We start from the raw sequence: 18,444 nt of genomic DNA, 5'->3' as shown, positions 1-18,444 counted from the left end.
GGCTAGAAAATAGGTGTATCCATGCAGAGTTCGGTAAATGAGTTCCTGACCCCCCGCCATATCGATGTGCAGGTGGTCAGTCCGACCCGTGCCAAGATCACACTCGAGCCTCTCGAGCGTGGTTTTGGCCACACCCTGGGCAACGCGCTGCGTCGCATTCTGTTGTCCTCCATGCCTGGCTGCGCTGTGGTCGAGGCTGAGATCGACGGTGTGCTCCACGAGTACAGCGCAATCGAGGGCGTGCAGGAGGATGTAATCGAAATCCTGCTCAACCTCAAAGGTATCGCCATCAAGCTGCATGGCCGTGATGAAGTAACCTTGAGCCTGGTGAAGAAGGGCGCGGGCGCTGTTACCGCTGCCGATATCCAGCTGGATCACGATGTCGAAATCGTCAATGGCGATCACCTGATCGCTAACCTGGCGGCTAATGGCTCGATCAACATGAAGCTCAAGGTCGCTCGCGGCCGTGGTTACGAGCCTGCTGATGCGCGTCAGAGCGATGAAGATGAGAGCCGTAGCATTGGCCGTCTTCAGCTCGACGCCACCTTCAGCCCGGTTCGTCGCGTGGCTTATGTGGTTGAGAATGCTCGTGTCGAGCAGCGTACCAACCTGGACAAGCTGGTCATCGACCTGGAAACCAACGGAACCTTGGATCCTGAAGAAGCGATCCGTCGTGCCGCGACCATACTGCAGCAGCAGCTGGCCGCGTTCGTCGACCTCAAGGGTGACAGCGAGCCGGTCGTCGTCGAGCAAGAAGACGAGATCGATCCGATCCTGTTGCGTCCGGTTGATGACTTGGAATTGACTGTTCGTTCGGCCAACTGCCTGAAAGCAGAAAACATCTATTACATCGGTGATCTGATTCAGCGCACCGAAGTAGAGTTGTTGAAGACGCCGAACCTGGGCAAGAAGTCTCTGACTGAGATCAAAGACGTTTTGGCTTCCCGCGGTCTGTCCCTCGGTATGCGCCTCGATAACTGGCCGCCGGCAAGTCTCAAGAAGGACGATAAGGCTACGGCCTGATCGCCCCTAGTCACCGAACATATCGTTTGGTAAGGAATTTCAATCATGCGTCATCGTAAAAGTGGCCGTCACCTCAGCCGCACTAGCGCACACCGCAAGGCTATGTTCCAGAACATGGCGGTGTCGCTGTTCGAGCACGAACTGATCAAGACTACCCTGCCCAAGGCCAAAGAGCTGCGTCGCGTTGCCGAGCCGCTGATCACTTTGGCTAAGGAAGACAGCGTCGCTAACCGTCGCCTCGCTTTCGACCGTACTCGTTCGAAGGCCATCGTCGGTAAGCTGTTCAACGATCTTGGCCCGCGTTACGCGACCCGTCAGGGTGGGTATCTGCGTATTCTCAAGTGCGGTTTCCGTGCTGGTGATAACGCACCTATGGCCTATGTCGAGCTGGTCGATCGCCCAGTTACCGGCGAGATAGAGGCTGCTGAATAAGCCTCTCGCTTGTATAGAAAAGCCGGACCCTTGGGTTCGGTTTTTTTATGCCTGGTTCATTAGTCACAGACTATCGATGTTGTCAGGCCAATAAATTAGAGCTTATTCACCGTCTCGCTTAATGTTTTCCTCAAGCCCATTGAACGGTTTTCAGGAGATACAACATGAGCGAGACCAAGATCCTCACCACTGCTTCCGGCGCCCCGGTTGCTGATAACCAAAACTCTCGATCCGCTGGCGCCCGCGGCCCGCTGTTATTGGATGACTTTCATCTCGTCGAAAAGCTTGCGCACTTCAACCGGGAAGTCATTCCGGAGCGTCGAGTTCACGCAAAGGGTTCAGGCGCGTACGGCACCCTGACAGTAACGTCGGATATCACTCGCTACACCAGCGCCAAGCTGTTCGATACCGTCGGCAAGAAGACCCCGTTGTTCTTGCGGTTTTCGACGGTTGGCGGTGAGCGCGGTTCAGCCGATACGGAGCGGGACCCGCGCGGTTTCGCAGTGAAGTTTTACACCGAGGAAGGCAACTGGGACATCGTTGGGAACAACACGCCGGTTTTCTTTATTCGCGATCCGCTGAAGTTTCCCGATTTCATCCATACGCAGAAGCGGGACCCCTGGAGCAATCTCAAGAGCCCTCAGATGATGTGGGACTTCTGGTCCTTATCTCCCGAAGCGTTGCATCAGATCACCATCCTTTTTTCCGATCGTGGCATTCCAGATGGCTATCGGTTCATGCATGGCTTTGGTAGCCATACGTTCAGCATGATCAATGCCGAGGGCGAGCGCGCCTGGGTGAAGTTTCACTTCAAGAGCATGCAGGGCATCAAGAATCTCGCGCCGGACGAGGCTGCGCGGCTGGCTGGTACGGATCCGGACTACGCACAACGTGACCTGTTCGATGCGATCGAGCGTGCCGAGTACCCGCGCTGGCGGATGTGTATCCAAGTCATGAGCGAGGAACAGGCTGCGGATCGTGCGGAGAACCCGTTCGACGTAACCAAGACTTGGTCACAGACAGAGTTCCCGTTAATCGAGGTGGGCATCCTCGAGCTGAACCGTAATCCCAGCAACTACTTTGCTGAAGTCGAACAGGCGGCATTCGCACCAAGCAATGTCGTGCCCGGCATCGGGTTGTCGCCGGACCGGATGCTCCAGGGGCGCGTCTTTGCGTACGCTGACGCGCATCGCTACCGTGTCGGTACGAACCATCAGCAGTTGCCCGTCAACGCACCGCGTTGTCCTTATCAGAACTACCAGCGTGACGGAGCCATGCGGTTCGACGGCAATGGTGGGTCTGCGCCGAACTACGAGCCGAACAGCTATGCGGGCGCGCCGAAACAAGCGCCGCGCTATGCCGAGCCAGGCTTGACGCTGAGCGGCGCGGCAGGCCGCTACGATCACCGCGTCGATGAGGACTATTACAGCCATGCCGGCGCACTGTTCCGCTTGATGAATGCCGACCAACAGGCCTTGCTGGTCAGCAATATCGTCGGTGCAATGCGGTCGGTGACACGCCCGGTACAGCTGCGACAGTTGGGCCACTTTTTCAAGGCCGATCCAACTTACGGAGCGGGCATTGCAAAAGGGTTGGACATTGACGTCAGCGAAATCGCCTGACGCGGTCCCCAAGCCGGGCGCGCAACGTGCTCGGCTTGGGGCATCGGCGTGTTGTTCAGCCTCGATCCCTTTCAAGTAGCGGTTTGAGGAAGTGCCCGGTGTGTGACTGAGGCGCTGCCGCGACTTCTTCGGGTGTGCCTGTGGCGATAATCTGGCCGCCTTTCGATCCGCCCTCTGGACCTAGATCGACGAGCCAGTCCGCCGTCTTGATCACATCCAGGTTATGTTCGATCACTACCACTGTGTTGCCGTGGTCGCGCAATCGATGTAACACGTCGAGCAGCTGTTGGATGTCCGCGAAGTGTAGACCTGTCGTCGGCTCGTCGAGGATGTAGAGCGTCTTGCCAGTATCACGCTTGGACAGTTCCCGGGACAGCTTGACCCGCTGTGCCTCGCCGCCAGACAGCGTGGTCGCACTCTGCCCTAGTTTGATGTAAGAGAGGCCCACATCCATGAGCGTCTGAAGTTTGCGGGCGACGGCAGGGACTGGGTCGAAGAATTCGCGCGCCTCCTCGATGGTCATGTCGAGCACTTCGGTGATGCTTTTGCCCTTGTACTTCACTTCCAACGTTTCACGGTTGTAGCGCTTGCCTTTGCATACGTCGCACGGCACGTAGATGTCCGGCAGGAAATGCATTTCTACTTTGATCACCCCGTCGCCCTGGCAGGCCTCGCAGCGTCCACCCTTGACGTTGAACGAGAAGCGGCCTGGGCCGTAGCCGCGAGATCGGGCTTCAGGCACGCCGGCGAATAGCTCGCGGATTGGCGTAAACAGACCGGTATAGGTCGCGGGGTTCGAGCGCGGGGTGCGGCCGATGGGGCTTTGGTCGATGTCGACAACCTTGTCCAGGTGCTGTAGCCCATCGAAGCTGTCGTGAGCGGCGACTTCCAGCGTGGTCGCGCCGTTGAGCGCGGTCGCGGTGATGGGGAACAGCGTATTGTTGATCACGGTGGACTTGCCCGAACCGGACACGCCGGTAATGCAGGTCAATAGACCGACCGGAATCTCGAGATCGACGTTGCGCAGGTTGTTGCCCCTAGCCCCCTTGAGCTTTAGCAGGCGGGCAGGGTCGCGGGGCGTTCGCTGCGCGGGGTAGTTGATCCTGATCCGTCCGGACAGATAGCCTCCGGTGAGCGAGGCCGGGTCGTTCATAACTTCATCGGGCGTGCCCTCGGCAACGATTTGCCCGCCGTGCACACCCGCACCAGGGCCGATATCGACGACATAGTCGGCCAGGCGGATTGCGTCTTCGTCATGCTCGACCACGATCACGGTATTGCCGATGTCGCGCAGGTGCCTGAGGGTGCCGAGCAGGCGTTCGTTGTCGCGCTGATGCAGGCCGATCGAGGGTTCGTCGAGGATATACATTACGCCCACCAACCCTGCACCGATCTGGCTAGCGAGGCGGATGCGCTGTGCCTCTCCGCCGGAGAGCGTATCCGCGCTGCGATCAAGGGTGAGGTAATCGAGCCCGACGTTCACCAAGAATTGCAGGCGTTCGCGAATCTCCTTGAGGATCTTGTCGGCGATTTCGCCTCGGCGGCCCGTTAGCGTCAGGTCCGCGAAGTAATCCGTCGCATCGCCTATAGGCAGCGCGGTTACGGCAGGCAGGGTCTTGTCGCCCACCCATACATGTCGCGCTTCGCGACGCAGCCGCGTGCCGCGGCACTCCGGGCAAGGTTGTGTGCTGAGGTATTTGGCAAGCTCCTCGCGCACGGTGTTCGACTCGGTTTCGCGGTAGCGTCGCTCGAGATTCGGAACGATACCCTCGAACGGATGCGAGCGTTTCACGATGTCGCCGCGGTCGTTAAGGTAGCGGAACTCGACGTTTTCCCTACCGCTACCGCGCAGGATGACTTTCTGCTGATCGGCAGTCAGCGAATCGAACGGCACGTCGAGGCTGAAGCGGTAGTGAGACGCCAGCGAGCCAAGCATCTGGAAGTAGTAGACGTTGCGCCTGTCCCAACCGCGGATGGCGCCTTCGGCCAGCGTCAGCTCGCCGTTGACCAGCCGCTTGGCGTCGAAGAACTGCTTGACGCCGAGGCCGTCACAGGTTGGGCAGGCACCGGCCGGGTTGTTGAACGAAAACAGCTTGGGTTCGAGTTCGCTGATCGAATGGCCGCAGACGGGGCAGGCGAAGCGTGCGGAAAAGACCATCTCGTCGTGGCCGTCGTCGTCATCCATCGGGGCGACCAGGGCAAGGCCATCGGCTAGCTTCAGCGCCGTTTCGAAGGACTCCGCGAGACGCTGCTGTAGATCGCCTCGTACCTTAAAGCGGTCAACGACCACGTCGATGGAGTGCTTCTTCTGCTTGTCCAGTTTGGGGAGCTCGTCCAGCTCGTGAAGGCGCCCATTGATGCGTGCGCGGACGAAACCCTGCGCGCGCAGCTCGTCGAAGACCGCCAAATGCTCGCCCTTGCGCTCGCGGATGACCGGCGCGAGTAGCATGAGCTTGCGGCCTTCCTCGAGCGCCAGAACCTGGTCGACCATCTGGCTGACCGTTTGGGCTTCCAGCGGCGCGTCGTGGTCCGGGCAGCGAGGGGTGCCGACGCGGGCATAGAGCAAGCGCAGGTAGTCGTAGATCTCCGTGATGGTACCGACGGTAGAACGTGGATTGTGAGATGTGGATTTCTGCTCGATCGAAATGGCCGGCGATAAGCCTTCGATGGTGTCCACGTCCGGCTTTTCCATCATCGACAAAAATTGCCGGGCGTAAGCCGACAGGGATTCGACGTAACGGCGCTGGCCCTCGGCGTAGAGCGTGTCGAAGGCTAGCGAAGACTTGCCGGAGCCTGACAAGCCAGTGATTACGATCAGCTTGTCGCGCGGCAGGGTCAGGTCGATGTTCTTCAGGTTGTGGGTACGGGCCCCACGAATCAGAATCTTGTCCAAAGCAGCCTCGCGTGGCGGGCGGGAAACCCGAAATTATACGGCCGGGGCGACGGTGCGGCAAAAAGCGTGCGCCTGTGCCGAGCAGGGGATGGCTGCTAGAATCGCCGCCGGTTCATTCAAGCGAGACCCCACATGCAGGATCCCTACAGCGAGCGCATGAGCGCGAGCGAAACCCGTGCTGCTTCCGGTCTGGCCCTGGTTTTCGCGTTCCGCATGCTCGGCATGTTCATGGTCTTGCCGGTACTGGCAACCTATGGCACGGAATTGCAGGGGGCGACGCCAGCGCTTATCGGTCTCGCGATCGGTGCCTATGGTTTGACCCAGGCGGTGCTGCAAATTCCCTTCGGAATTTTGTCGGATCGAATTGGCCGGCTGCCAGTGATCTACTTTGGTCTGCTGATCTTCGCCGCTGGCGCAGCCCTCGCGGCCACGGCTGATTCGATCTGGGGCGTGATCGCTGGGCGCATCCTGCAGGGCGCTGGGGCGATTTCTGCCGCGGTGATGGCATTGTTGTCCGATCTGACGCGGGAGCAGCACCGGACCAAGGCAATGGCGTTGATCGGCATGAGCATCGGCGTCTCTTTCGCGGTAGCGATGGTCGTCGGGCCTTTAATGACGCGCGCGTTCGGGTTGTCAGGCCTCTTTTGGGCTACGGCAATCATGGCGCTAGCCGGCATCGGCGTAGTCGTGACCTTGCCCCGCGCCCACCAGCACCTTCGCCATCGGGAGTCGGGGGTGGCGGGCCAGGCGCTTTGGCCCACGCTGCGTCATCCCGATCTGCTGCGTTTGGATTTCAGCATCCTGGCCTTGCATGCAATCCTGATGGCCAGTTTCGTCGCGCTTCCTCTGGCGCTGGTCACCGAGGCCGGCTTGCCGCGGGACGAGCACTGGTGGGTCTACTTGTCGGCCCTGGTAACGGGCTTTTTCGGAATGGTGCCGTTCATCATCTACGGCGAAAAGAAGCGGCAGATGCGGCGGGTCGTGCTGGGTGCCGTAGGGGCGCTGTTGCTCACCGAGCTGTTCTTTCTGGCGCTGGGCGATCGCTTATGGTCGCTGGTGGCAGGGATGATCCTGTTTTTCACTGCCTTCAACCTGCTCGAAGCATCGCTGCCCTCGCTTATCAGCAAGGTGGCGCCAGCGGGCGGGAAAGGCACCGCAATGGGCGTCTACTCGACGAGTCAGTTCCTCGGCGCGGGCGCTGGCGGGATTCTCGGCGGCTGGATGTATCAGATAGGCGGCCTGGAGCTGGTGTTCGGCGGTTGCGCAGTGCTCTGCGCGCTCTGGCTGCTCGTCACCTGGCGCATGCGCGAGCCGCCCTACGTGACCGGCCTGCGGCTGCCGCTTTCGGCGCAGGCGGTGGATAACCCCCGCCTGGCCGAGCAGATGCTCGCGGTGCAGGGTGTCTCGGATGCGCTTGTCATCACCGAAGAGGCAGCGGCGTACCTGAAGGTCGATATGCAGCTGCTAGACCGCGCGGCACTGGACGGGCTCGTCGCCTAACTGGCCGTGAGCGGCGTCACGCTTGATGCCTTGCGAGGGCATCGCCTTGGCCGGCCACGGGCGGGTGGGGTAAGATTCGCGGTCATTGGCTTTTCCTGTCAGCAGGATCCGCTCCAGTGAGCCAACCTAAATTCGTGTTTCAGAAAGGAGTTACCCATGGCCAGAGGGGTGAATAAAGTCATCTTGATCGGCAATGTCGGCGGCGATCCGGAAACCCGCTACATGCCCAATGGCAATGCGGTGACCAACATCACGCTGGCCACCACCGACAGCTGGAAAGACAAACAGACCGGTCAACTGCAGGAACGCACCGAGTGGCACCGCGTTGTGCTGTTCGGCAAGGTTGCCGAGATTGCGGGTGAGTACCTGCGCAAGGGCTCGCAGTGCTACATCGAAGGGCGCCTGCAAACCCGCGAGTGGGAAAAGGACGGCGTCAAGCGCTACACCACTGAAGTCGTCGTGGACATGGGCGGCACCATGCAACTACTCGGCGGCCGTGGCGGCAGTTCGGACGACTCCCCACGTCAGTCGCAGCCTCGCCCGCAGCGCGAAGCGCAACCGCAGCAGTCGCGTCCGCAGCCTCAGCCGGCGCAGCAGCCGGCACCGGACTACGACAGCTTCGACGACGATATCCCCTTCTAGAGTCTTCTCGATGCGAATGCGCCTGATGCTGTTGGGCGGCGGCAATGCCCTGGGTCAGGCGCTCATCCGCCTGGGTGCGGAGGAGGACATCGGCTTTCTCGCGCCGCGTCCTCCGTCTCAGGGCTGGGATGCGGCCAGCCTCACCGAATTGCTCGACGGCAACCGACCGGATGTCGTCATCAACCTCGCCTATTACTTCGACTGGTTCCAGAGCGGCCACGTAGAGGACGCCCAACTGGCGCGTCAGGAGCGTGCCGTGGAGCGTTTGGCCGAGCTTTGCCAGCACCACGATTTCATTCTCGTTCAGCCGTCCAGTTATCGCGTCTTCGACGGTGCTCGCACGACTGCTTACAGCGAGAAGGATGAAGTGGCTCCCCTGGATGCCCGTAGCAAGGCGCTGTGGCGTACCGAACAGAGTGTACGGACGCTGTGCCCCCGGCATGTGCTGTTGCGCTTTGGCTGGCTGCTCGACGACAGCGCAGATGGGTTGTTGGGCCGGTTTCTCCACCGGCTTGAAACGTGCGAGGCGCCGAGCCTGGCCGACGACCGGCGAGGCAATCCGACACCAGTCGAGGACGCCGCGCGGGTCATGTTGGCGATCCTCAAACAGCTTGATTGTCAGGCGCCGCTGTGGGGCACCTACCACTATGGCGGTCATGAGGCCTCGACACCCTTGGTTGTTGGGCAGGCATTGATGGCGGAGGCTGCGCAGCATCGGCGGCTCGCGGTGGAAACCCTGACCCCCGTCGCGCATGCGGACTGTCCCGATGCTGCGGACGAGCCTCAGCATGGGGTGCTCGCCTGCAAGAAGATATTCAACACGTTCGGCATAAAGCCGCGCGCCTGGCGCGCCGGGCTGCCGGGCCTTCTGGAGCGATATTATCGACATGGATAGATCACCCGTTCTGGTTACCGGTGGCGCTGGCTTCATCGGCTCCAACCTGGTCGATGCCCTGGTCGCGCGCGGCTACCGGGTGCGTGTTCTGGACAACCTCTCAATGGGCAAGCGCCGCAATCTGCCGACAAGCGAGTGCGTCGAGTTCATCGAAGGTGACGTGGCCGATGCACACCTGGTGCGTCACGCAGTGCAAGGTTGCTGCGCCGTGGTACACCTGGCGGCAGTGGCCTCGGTGCAGGCGTCTGTCGACGATCCTGTCGCTACGCACCAAGGCAATTTCGTCGGCACCTTGAACGTTTGCGAGGCGATGCGCGATGCCGGCGTTCGGCGGGTGGTGTTTGCCTCCAGCGCGGCGATTTATGGCAACAATGGGGAAGGCAAGGCGATCGACGAGGACACGCCCAAAGCACCGCTGACCCCTTACGCGGCGGACAAGCTCGCCAGTGAGCACTACCTTGATTTCTATCGTCGCCAGCATGGTCTGGAGCCAGCGGTGTTCCGCTTCTTCAATATCTACGGGCCTCGTCAAGACCCGTCTTCACCGTACTCTGGTGTGATCAGCATTTTTACCGAGCGCGCGCGGAAGGGTTTGCCTATCACGGTATTCGGTGACGGTGAGCAGACGCGGGACTTTCTCTTCGTCGGCGATCTGGTCGAGCTGTTGGTGCAGGCGATCGAGCAGGACAAGGTCGAGGTCGGTGCTGTCAATGTCGGGCTAAATCGCGCGACCAGCCTGAACCAGCTGCTCGCGGCAGTTGGCGAGGTGATCGGCGGGTTGCCTCCGGTCAGCTATCAGGCGGCGCGAAGCGGGGATATCAGGCATTCTCGAGCGGACAATTCTCGGCTGCTGGCGCGTTATCGCTTGCCAGAGCCCGTGACCGAGATGCGCGACGGGCTTGCTCAATTACTGGCGTGTTAGTTCGTCGTAGTCCAACGGCTGAAAGATGAAACCCCGCCAGTTGGCGGGGTTTCATCTTTGGTTCCGGTTTTGCTCGGTCAGAACTTGTAGCCGAGGCCGACCATGTAAACCATCGGGTCGACATCTACGTCGACTTTGACCTTGGCTCCACCAAAATTCGTGGTGCCGGTGGTATCGATGTCGATGTAACGCACCTGGGCGTTGATCATCAGTTTGTCGGTGAGCATGTAGTCCATGCCTACCTGTGCGGCCAGCCCCCAGGAGTCCTTCATGTCCAGCCCGCTGAAGCCCTTACCTTCGGCCTCGCTGGAGAGCTTGTCATCGAAGAACCAGGTGTAATTGATACCTGCGCCCAGGTAGGGCTGAAATGCCGATTTGCTGTCCAGTGGGTAATAAACGACGCTGAGCGTCGGTGGCAGATGCTTGAGCTCACCCAGCTTGCCATTCAGGCCGGAGAAACCACCGGGCATTCCTGCTACGCCAACGTCGTGGCTGAACGGCGTGGCAGCAAGCAGTTCGATACCGACCTTGTCGGTGACCATATAAGCAAAGTTGAGACCGAGCTGGGTGTCGCTGTCCAGCGTGGCCTTGGTTCCCGCGACGCTGGTTGAAAGCGCACCGACGTAGATGTCGCTGCTGTCTTCTCGCGGATCGACGGTCACCGCACCGGCTCGAACGATCACATCACCTGCCTGATGGGCCTGGGCGAAAGGGGCGGCGACGGCCAGGGCCAGGACGGACGCGGTAAACAGGGTCTTGCGCATAGTGGTACTCCATCGAGACAGGATGTGTTGCGATTGGTGCCCATGGTAGGTCGCTGCTCCGGGCCCATTTTGATCCAGCTCAATAAAGCCAACCGCAGCGGAACAGAGCCTTCGCGCTGGTTGCTTTGTCCTCGACTTGCAGATGATAATGTTTCTCTTTCTGAATCCGCTGCGGCAAGACGCATCGTGGCTCGCCTTGGGATAGGCTGCCTCGTGCATCGTAAAAGTGTTATAGCGTAACACTCTAAAGCTGCTGTGAACTGAGGGTCCACTCCGCATGAATCCGCACCCGACTCGCTTGCTGGCAGGCGTGCTCTTGTCGTTATGCCTGCCCCTGCAGGCCGCCCCATTGGATGAGGCGCTGAATGAAAGCCAGCGCCTGGCCAGCGAAGCCCAGGCCTCGCAGGCGCGCATCGAGCAACTCGATGATGCGACCCGGCAGATGCTCAATGACTACCGCAACGCTGTGCAGCAAGCCGAAGCGCTGAAGGCGTACAACGCCCAATTGACGGAGCTCACCGCAGCGCAGCGCAAGGAGCTGGAAGGATTCCAGCGTCAACTCGATAGCATTGAGCGGACCCAGGAAGCTGTAGCCCCGCAAATGGGTCGCATGATCGACGTGTTGGAAGAATTCATCGCCGCCGACCTGCCGTTCCTGCCGGAAGAGCGGGCCGACCGCCTGGCCAGCCTGCAGGACATGGAGGCGCGCGCGGATGTCAGCTTGGCGGAGAAATATCGCCGCATCCTCGAGGCCTATCAGATCGAGAGTGATTACGGGCGGACGCTTGAAGCCTGGCGCGGGGAGTTGCCGACCGAGGGCGGCAGCCGCAGTGTCGAATTCCTCAGGCTGGGCCGCACGATGCTCTATTACCAGACCCTCGATGCGCACGAGAGTGGTTGGTGGAATCCGCAAACGCAGAGCTGGCAGGTGCTGGACGGCAGCGCGCGTCGGCCGCTCACCAAAGCAATCGCCATTGCTCGCCAGCAGCAGGCTCCGAGCTGGCTCGAACTCCCCGTGAAGACCCTGGCCAAGGAGGCTGCGCAATGACTCGCCTGCTGACATCGTTGCTCATCGGCTGCCTGCCGGTGTTCGCCATGGCTGCCGAGCCGTTGAGCCCGGACCAGTTGCTGCAGCGCATCCGTAGCGAGCGCGCAGCTGAGGTCGAGGCCATGCAGGCGCGCGAACAACAGTTCATCCAGAACCGTGGCGAGCAGGCGCAACTGCTGGCTCGGGCGACGGCTGCGCTCGAAGCGCAGAAAGCCGAGGCCGAGCGTCTTAAAGCGGAATTCGATCGCCAGGAGGCCGAGCTGGCCGAGCAGGAGAAACTCCTGGCGCAGCGCGTCGGCCATCTAGGCGAGTTGTTTGGCGTCGTTCGCCAGAGTGCAGGCGATATCGCCGGTCAATGGCAGGACAGCCTGCTGAACGTGCAGTACCCCTATCGCGTCGAGCGACTGCGCACCCTAGCCGAAAGCCGTGCGTTGCCGTCGGCCGAAGACCTTGATGGCTTCTGGATGACGCTGCTCGAAGACCTCGCCGCGAGCGGGCGCATCGAGCGGGTCGAACTGCCCGTCGTGCACGCGGATGGCCAGCGCGGTACCGAGCAAGTGCTGCGCGTCGGCGGGTTTGCCGCTTATACGGATGATGCCTTCCTGCGCTACGACAGTGACGCGGGTGAATTGCTGGCACCGGCGCGCCAGCCTTCGGGCATCGGGCAGGTCAACGATTACCTGAGCAGCAACGATGCATTGGCGACGCTGCCGGTCGACCCCAGTCGCGGCACGCTTCTGGCGCAGTTGCAACGCCAGCCCCAGCTTTGGGATCGGGTACAGCAGGGTGGGCTGGTTGGCTGGGTGATTCTGGCGCTCGGCGTGGTGGGCTTGCTGCTGGCTATCTGGCGCATGGTGTACCTCTCAGGCGTCGGTCGGGCGGTTGGTCGGCAGATGCGTGAACTGGGTACGCCGCGCGATGACAATCCATTGGGCCGCATCATTGGCGTGCTTGGGCCTAAGCCGCAGCTGTCCGATCTGGAGACGCTGGAGCTGAAGCTCGATGAGGCAATCCTGCAGGAGACACCCCCGCTCGAGCGCGGCCAGCCGCTGCTCAAGCTGCTCAGCGCCGTTGCACCGCTGCTTGGGCTACTCGGCACCGTTACCGGGATGATTGTCACGTTCCAGGCGATCACTCAGAGCGGTGGTGGCGACTCGCGCCTGATGGCAGACGGTATTTCTCAGGCGCTGGTGACGACGGTGCTTGGTCTGGTGGTAGCAATTCCGCTGCTGTTCCTGCACAGCCTGCTCGCCAGCCGCAGCAAGGCGCTGATCCAACTGTTGGAGCAGCAGAGCGCTGGCCTTATCGCCCTTCATCTGTCGGGGACGCCTCGCCGTGACTGATCTGCATCTGCGCTGGCTCAGCCTGGTCGACGGCGCCTACGCGCTGCTCGACTTCATGGCCGCAGGCGGTGCGGTCATGTGGGCGCTGGCCGCGCTGTGCGTGCTCTATTGGACGCTGGTGTTCGAGCGCCTCTGGTTCATGCGGCAAGTTTTCCCGCGCTGGGTCGAGACGCGCCGGCAGGCCTGGGCTCGCCTCGATTCGGAACCGGGCAGCTGGCAGCGAGCCATACGCAGCGCCTGGCTCGCTGAAGCACAGCAACAGCTGGCTGGGCCGCTGCGCATGAGCAAGACCCTCGTAGCCATGTACCCGCTGCTCGGCCTGCTCGGCACGGTGACCGGCATGATCGCCGTGTTCGATGTGCTGGCGCTGAACGGCACCGGTAACCCGCGCGGCATGGCAGCGGGCGTCTGGCAAGCCACTCTTCCAACCATGGCGGGGATGGTTCTGGCCATCACTGGATTGTTCAGCCTGGCGCGTCTCGAACGTATTTCGCGACAGGCTCTCGACCGGCTGGCCGACCAGCTGCGTCACGATTGAGGATTACAGGATGCGTATGCGTCGTCACCACTACCAGCAGGAAGAAGACACCGGCATCGACCTGACGCCGATGCTCGACGTGGTCTTCATCATGCTGATCTTCTTCATCGTTACCAGCTCCTTTATCAAAGAGTCTGGTGTCGAGGTCCAGCGCCCGCAGGCCGAAACAGCCAGTGCGCAGGACAAGGGCAACATTCTGATTGCCGTGACCGCTGACGGGCAGGTCTGGATCGACAAACAGGCGGTGGACGTACGCAGCGTGCGTGCGCATGTCGAACGGTTGCGCGTCGACCAGCCGGAAGGCGCCGTAGTCGTGCAGGCGGACCAGGACGCCCGCACCGGTTTGGTCGTGCAGGTCATGGACCAGGCGCGGCAGGCTGGTGTTCAAGACGTGGCGCTCGCCGCCAGTTCGGGAGTGCAGTGATGGTAAACGGACTGACCCGGGTCGGGCTGTCCTTCATCGGCGCCTGCGTGGTGGCGGTGCTGTTGTTCGTGTTGATGCTGAGCATGGTTAACCCTCCGCGCGACGACGTGGTCGAGGATCCGATCGCGATCGCCAATTTCGTGCGTATGGACACTCAAAACGAGAGCACCGCTACGCGCTCCCGGCAGCAAGCACCGCAACCGCCGCAGCCCAAGACGCCGCAGCCACCGACCCCACCGACGCCAGACATGGCCACTCCTAACGCCAGCCTACCCAAGCTCGACCTGCCGTTGCCGAACATCGACACCGGCATGGCAGTGGCCAGTGCCCCAGCGCCGAGCCTGTCCGGCCTCGCGGCTGCTGAAACCGCACCCGCTCCGCCAGCGCCTGCGCCTGCCGCAGCGGATGCCGGGCGTTCAGGTGGGCCGGAGCAGGAAGTGATGCCATTGAACGATGTCCGCCCCGAGTATCCCTATCGGGCCCGGCAGCGTGGCATCGAAGGTCATATCAAGCTGGCCTTCACCATCACCCCGGCTGGGCGGGTGGAGAACATCCGTGTGGTAGAGGCTTCGCCACCCAATGTCTTTGATCGGGAGGCTCGCCGTGCTGCGGCGCGCTGGCGCTTTGCCCCGCGTACCGAGAACGGTGCGGCGGTGGCACGCGAGGCTGTCAAGACACTTCATTTCCGACTGCAAGGAGATCGCTGATGCGCCCTTTACTGCTGTTGGCTTCTTTGTTGTTCATGGCTTCTGCGCATGCCGCGCAGAGTATCGATCCCGCGGTGTTCAAGGCGTTAGAGCGCGCCCGAACTGCACAGGACAAGGGTGAGTACAGCGCGGCGCGCCAGGCACTGAGTGGGGCTGAGGCGAGGGCTGGCAGCCTTGAAGAGGCTTTGTTGTGGCGCAGCCGTGCGTACTTGGCTTGGGCTGAAGGTGACAACCGACAGGCGCTGGAATTGCTCGAGAAGGCAGTCAACAGCGGCAAGCTCGACGACACGATGCTGCCCAACGAGCACCTGAACCTTGCCAAGCTGAACCTCGTCGAGCGGCGCTACGCGAAGGTGGTCAGCCTGCTGGGCGCGCAGGCCAAACCGAGCGAAGAGGTGCTGCAGATGCTTGTGCAGGCTTATCAGGGCCTCGGTCAGCATCCCAAGGCGCTGCCACTGGCCGAGCGCTATGTGCAGGCGAATCCGAACGCCGGTGAAACCTGGATCCAGTTCCTCGTCGGTGCCAACGCCGAGCTGAAGCGCTACGAGGCGGCTGAGCGCTGGCAGCGTCGTTTGCTGGAGAAGCACCCTAATGATGCTAAGAGCTGGCGCCAGTTGGCAGGTTTGCAGCAGCTCGCCGGCGACGAAGATAAGGCGTTAGCGACGCTGCGGGCCGCCCATACCAAAGGGCTGCGCTTCAGCGAATCGGAGCTGGATAACCTCGTCCTGCTCGCGGGCGCAACGGGCCAGCCTTGGCAGGGCGCCAAACTGCTGCAGGGCATGCTCGACTCGCAACTGCTAGCCATGACCGCTGCCCGTCGCGAGCGGCTCGGCCAGCTCTGGTGGCAGGCGCGCGAGCGGCAAGCCGCTGCGGGAATCTACCGTGACTTGGCTGCGCAATCCGGATCGGCAAAGCTCTGGCTCAACGTGGCGCAACTCGAACTGGAGCAGTCGCGTTGGCAAGCCGGCCTTGATGCGTTGCGCCAGGCCGAACGCGCTGGTGCTGAACGCCGCAAGGTCAGGGCATGGCGCGAATGGGCCGAGGGTGAGTTGAACTTCGAGCGCGAACGCCAGGTCGCCAGTGTTCGCTGATCTGTTTCAGTGTGCGCCGTGCGCAAGGCACGGCGCATGTTCCGTAGCCGCTAGTTGGGCTCGCCAGGCTTAGCTCGGGTTCGAGCGCAGCGCTATTCGAGTTCGTATAGATAGATCTTCTGCGCGGCCATGCGATAGCCCGCTTCGGCGAGTTCGCTGCTGGCGTGCTCGACCCTGAGCGGGCCCTCGATCCAGAACGGCTGGTAGAGCGCGTCCATTTTCACGCCGAGCTCGCTGGTGGCATGCACGATCTGGTTCGAAGGCGGTGGGGGCACATGAATGCAGGCGCCGAAATAAGGCACCAGCAGGAACTCCGTAACGCGGCCGTCTTCAGTCATGTCCAGCGGCACGATATAGCCTGGCAGCTTGACCTGAACGCCATCGAGCGCTCCGACCACCGGCTCGGCTGGCGACTGTTGGGCGGCTGCAGGACCGGCTTCGGCGGCCAGTGCATCGGCCAGTTGCGACATATCATGCATGGCCACCGGCGGGGGTGGCGGTGGGGCATCGGCAGGAATCAGATCGGACCATTGCAGCTCCCGTACCTCGGCCGAGGCAAACGGGACGATTAGCGCGAGCAGCGCAGCGGACAGCAGGCGTGGCATGGTTTACCTCATAGTCGGATCGACAAGCCATCGGCAAGGGATTGGCGGTAAGCGCGCCAGGCTGGAACCGCACCCATCAGTAGCCCGGCCAGCAAAATGCCGCTCAGCAGCGACCATTCATAAAGGCTCGGCCAGGCCAATGGCAGATAGAGCCCATAATGGGCCTGCACCGGTTCCTGCGCCAGGATCAGCGCTACGTAGAGCAGGGCCAGCCCCAGCAGAGCACCGGCGAGCGCGAGGGCGAAAGCCTCGAGCACCAGCAGTGTCGCGACATGCCAGGGGCGTGCGCCGACTGAGCGCAGTATCGCCATCTCACGACGACGCTCGTTGAGGCTGGTAAGGATCGCCGTGAGCATGCCGATCAAACCGGTCAGCACGACAAACAGCGACACCACGAAGAGTGCTTTTTCCGCTGTTCCCATGAGACTCCAGAGCTCCTGAAGCGCCACGCCAGGCAAAATCGCCAGCAGCGGCTCGCCCCGATAGCCATTGATTTCACGCTGCAAGGTAAAGGTCGCAATCTTGCTGTTCAGGCCGAGCATGAACGCCGTGATCTGGGCGGGCTGCAAATTCATCTGCCTGGCCTGTTCCGCGTCGATCCGTGCAGCGCCGCGTGCGGGCATGCCGTTCTGCCAGTCGACGTGCAGCGCCTCCATGCCGGCGAGGTTGATGTGCAGGGTCCGGTCCACGGGTGTGCCGGTGCGTTTGAGAATGCCGACCACGCGAAAGGGCTTGTCGTCGTGTTGCACCAGGCTGACGGTAGAGACGCCGTGTGCCAGAACGAGCTCGTCGCCGAGCCTGTAGCCGAGTGCCTGCGCCACCTCTGCACCGAGCACGACGTCGAACGGGTCAGTGCCGAAGGGGTGCCCCTCTGCCAATTCCAAGGGCTGTTTGCGGCCGTAGCGGTAGTGTTCGAAATAGGCGGCGCTGGTACCCATGACGCGATAGCCACGGTGCGAGTCGCCTAGGGATATCGGGATTGCCCAACTGACGCGCGGGTGGTTGGCGAAATGTTCAAAGCTGTCCCAGCGGATGTTGTTAGTCGCATTGCCGATACGAAACACCGAATAGAGCAGCAGGTTGATCGAGCCGGAACGGGCACCCACGATGAGGTCGGTACCGCTTATGGTGCTGGCGAAGCTGGCGCGGGCTTCGGTCCGAACACGCTCGACGGCCAACAGCAGGCACACCGACAGGGCGATGGCGAACACCGTAAGCAGGGCGGTGAAGCGGCGATTGTTCAGGCTCGCCAGGGCAATACGCAACAAGGGCATGTTCAAATCTCCGCCGGGCGGGCGGCTCGGTTGAGTTCGGCGAGCGACAGGTTGCGGTCGAACAGCGGGGCGAGGCTTTGATCGTGGCTGACGAACAGCAGGCTGGCCCCCGCCGCGCGACATTCGGCGAACAATAGCTGGATAAAGGCTTCGCGGCTGTCGGCGTCAAGTGCAGACGTGGGTTCGTCGGCAATGACCAGCTCCGGCTGGCCGATCAACGCACGGGCCGCGGCGACCCGTTGTTGCTGGCCGATCGACAGCGCATCGGCACGCCGCTCAAGCAGGGCCGCAGGCAGTCCGAGATGCGCTAGCAGGTGTGCAGCCGCCTGATCGACGCTTCCAAAACGCGCCTTCGCCCGGGTCGCACGCAAGGTCGAAAAGTGACATGGCAGTCGGACGTTTTCCGCCACCGAAAGGAACGGAAGCAGGTTGAACTGCTGGAAAATGTAACCGGTGTGGTCGACGCGGAAGCGATCACGCGCACCGGCTGGCAGGGTGCCGAGGTTGGTGCCCAGTAGGCGCACCTCGCCACGTCCAGCCATTTGCACGCCGCCAATCAGGCCCAACAGCGTCGTTTTGCCGCTGCCAGAAGGCCCTCTCAAAAACAGGCTTTGGTCCGCCTCCAGGCGAAAACTTGGTATGTCGAGGAGCTCCGGCTGGCCGGGCCAGGAGAACCCGAGGTCGTGGAGTTCGAGAAGCGCTGTGGTCATCGAAGGCCGTC

18 protein-coding genes are annotated in these 18,444 nt (G+C 61.9%); 13 read left to right on the top strand and 5 right to left on the bottom strand.

Annotation, left to right across the window (positions count from 1 at the left end; all coding sequences use genetic code 11):
- Positions 1-21: 21 nt before the first annotated feature.
- The 3 genes from KXR72_RS11875 (at position 22) to KXR72_RS11865 (ending at position 3,077) form a co-directional block, all read left to right on the top strand.
- Positions 22-1,023 carry a DNA-directed RNA polymerase subunit alpha gene (locus KXR72_RS11875; RefSeq protein ID WP_003289187.1) on the top strand — a complete coding sequence of 334 codons (1,002 nt, stop codon included), beginning with the start codon at positions 22-24 and terminating at the stop codon, positions 1,021-1,023.
- A 45-nt stretch (positions 1,024-1,068) separates the two neighbouring features.
- Entirely contained in the window at positions 1,069-1,455 is a 387-nt protein-coding gene (gene rplQ, locus KXR72_RS11870; RefSeq protein WP_340555115.1) for a 50S ribosomal protein L17, read from the top strand.
- 164 nt (positions 1,456-1,619) lie between these two features.
- Positions 1,620-3,077 carry a catalase gene (locus tag KXR72_RS11865; protein WP_437421303.1) on the top strand — a complete coding sequence of 486 codons (1,458 nt, stop codon included), beginning with the start codon at positions 1,620-1,622 and terminating at the stop codon, positions 3,075-3,077.
- 55 nt (positions 3,078-3,132) lie between these two features.
- Here KXR72_RS11865 and uvrA read toward each other — a convergent pair whose 3' ends face one another.
- Positions 3,133-5,970 carry an excinuclease ABC subunit UvrA gene (gene uvrA, locus KXR72_RS11860; protein ID WP_437421302.1) on the bottom strand — a complete coding sequence of 946 codons (2,838 nt, stop codon included), beginning with the start codon at positions 5,968-5,970 and terminating at the stop codon, positions 3,133-3,135.
- Between the two features lie 132 nt (positions 5,971-6,102).
- Here uvrA and KXR72_RS11855 point away from each other — a divergent pair, with 132 nt between their 5' ends.
- The 4 genes from KXR72_RS11855 to KXR72_RS11840 all read left to right on the top strand — a co-directional run bounded on the left by KXR72_RS11855 (position 6,103) and on the right by KXR72_RS11840 (position 9,929).
- On the top strand, positions 6,103-7,470 hold the full coding sequence (locus KXR72_RS11855) for an MFS transporter (protein ID WP_437421301.1): 1,368 nt from the start codon (positions 6,103-6,105) through the stop codon (positions 7,468-7,470).
- Between the two features lie 156 nt (positions 7,471-7,626).
- Positions 7,627-8,112, top strand: a complete 486-nt coding sequence (locus KXR72_RS11850) for a single-stranded DNA-binding protein (RefSeq protein ID WP_243605778.1) — start codon at positions 7,627-7,629, stop codon at positions 8,110-8,112.
- A 10-nt stretch (positions 8,113-8,122) separates the two neighbouring features.
- Entirely contained in the window at positions 8,123-9,007 is an 885-nt protein-coding gene (locus KXR72_RS11845) for a sugar nucleotide-binding protein (RefSeq protein WP_437421300.1), read from the top strand.
- A complete protein-coding gene (locus tag KXR72_RS11840) occupies positions 9,000-9,929 on the top strand; it encodes an NAD-dependent epimerase/dehydratase family protein (RefSeq protein ID WP_437421299.1) in 930 nt (309 codons plus the stop codon). Before KXR72_RS11845 ends, KXR72_RS11840 begins: the two co-directional genes overlap by 8 nt.
- Before the next feature lie 77 nt (positions 9,930-10,006).
- Here the strand turns inward: KXR72_RS11840 and KXR72_RS11835 are convergent, their stop codons facing one another.
- Positions 10,007-10,693 carry an OmpW/AlkL family protein gene (locus KXR72_RS11835; RefSeq protein WP_437421298.1) on the bottom strand — a complete coding sequence of 229 codons (687 nt, stop codon included), beginning with the start codon at positions 10,691-10,693 and terminating at the stop codon, positions 10,007-10,009.
- A 277-nt stretch (positions 10,694-10,970) separates the two neighbouring features.
- Here KXR72_RS11835 and KXR72_RS11830 point away from each other — a divergent pair, with 277 nt between their 5' ends.
- From KXR72_RS11830 to KXR72_RS11805, 6 genes are read left to right on the top strand one after another with little or no spacing between them, the layout of a single operon-like run.
- A complete protein-coding gene (locus tag KXR72_RS11830) occupies positions 10,971-11,741 on the top strand; it encodes a DUF3450 domain-containing protein (protein WP_437421297.1) in 771 nt (256 codons plus the stop codon).
- Positions 11,738-13,084 (top strand): MotA/TolQ/ExbB proton channel family protein, encoded by a 1,347-nt coding sequence (locus KXR72_RS11825; protein WP_437421296.1) that lies wholly within the window; start codon positions 11,738-11,740, stop codon positions 13,082-13,084. The genes KXR72_RS11830 and KXR72_RS11825 overlap by 4 nt, the downstream gene beginning before the upstream one ends.
- A complete protein-coding gene (locus tag KXR72_RS11820) occupies positions 13,077-13,622 on the top strand; it encodes a MotA/TolQ/ExbB proton channel family protein (protein WP_437421295.1) in 546 nt (181 codons plus the stop codon). Before KXR72_RS11825 ends, KXR72_RS11820 begins: the two co-directional genes overlap by 8 nt.
- A 10-nt stretch (positions 13,623-13,632) precedes the next feature.
- Positions 13,633-14,046: an ExbD/TolR family protein gene (locus KXR72_RS11815; protein ID WP_243605785.1), complete on the top strand. Its 414-nt coding sequence runs from the start codon at positions 13,633-13,635 to the stop codon at positions 14,044-14,046.
- Entirely contained in the window at positions 14,046-14,753 is a 708-nt protein-coding gene (locus KXR72_RS11810; protein WP_437421294.1) for an energy transducer TonB, read from the top strand. Before KXR72_RS11815 ends, KXR72_RS11810 begins: the two co-directional genes overlap by 1 nt.
- Positions 14,753-15,844, top strand: a complete 1,092-nt coding sequence (locus tag KXR72_RS11805) for a tetratricopeptide repeat protein (protein WP_437421293.1) — start codon at positions 14,753-14,755, stop codon at positions 15,842-15,844. The genes KXR72_RS11810 and KXR72_RS11805 overlap by 1 nt, the downstream gene beginning before the upstream one ends.
- A gap of 92 nt (positions 15,845-15,936) precedes the next feature.
- On the opposite strand, the gene KXR72_RS11800 is transcribed toward KXR72_RS11805, so the two are convergent.
- From KXR72_RS11800 to KXR72_RS11790, 3 genes are read right to left on the bottom strand one after another with little or no spacing between them, the layout of a single operon-like run.
- Complete coding sequence (locus KXR72_RS11800) at positions 15,937-16,449, bottom strand: DUF3299 domain-containing protein (protein ID WP_437421292.1); 513 nt, start codon at positions 16,447-16,449, stop codon at positions 15,937-15,939.
- Between the two features lie 8 nt (positions 16,450-16,457).
- On the bottom strand, positions 16,458-17,723 hold the full coding sequence (locus KXR72_RS11795; protein ID WP_437421291.1) for an ABC transporter permease: 1,266 nt from the start codon (positions 17,721-17,723) through the stop codon (positions 16,458-16,460).
- A gap of 2 nt (positions 17,724-17,725) precedes the next feature.
- Positions 17,726-18,433: an ABC transporter ATP-binding protein gene (locus KXR72_RS11790; protein WP_437421290.1), complete on the bottom strand. Its 708-nt coding sequence runs from the start codon at positions 18,431-18,433 to the stop codon at positions 17,726-17,728.
- Positions 18,434-18,444: the final 11 nt, after the last annotated feature.

Origin of the sequence: Stutzerimonas chloritidismutans (assembly GCF_051486945.1) — a bacterium.
GTDB lineage: Bacteria > Pseudomonadota > Gammaproteobacteria > Pseudomonadales > Pseudomonadaceae > Stutzerimonas > Stutzerimonas chloritidismutans_B.
Note: the sequence above shows the minus strand (reverse complement) of the source record. Positions and strands in the feature narration are given on the sequence as shown.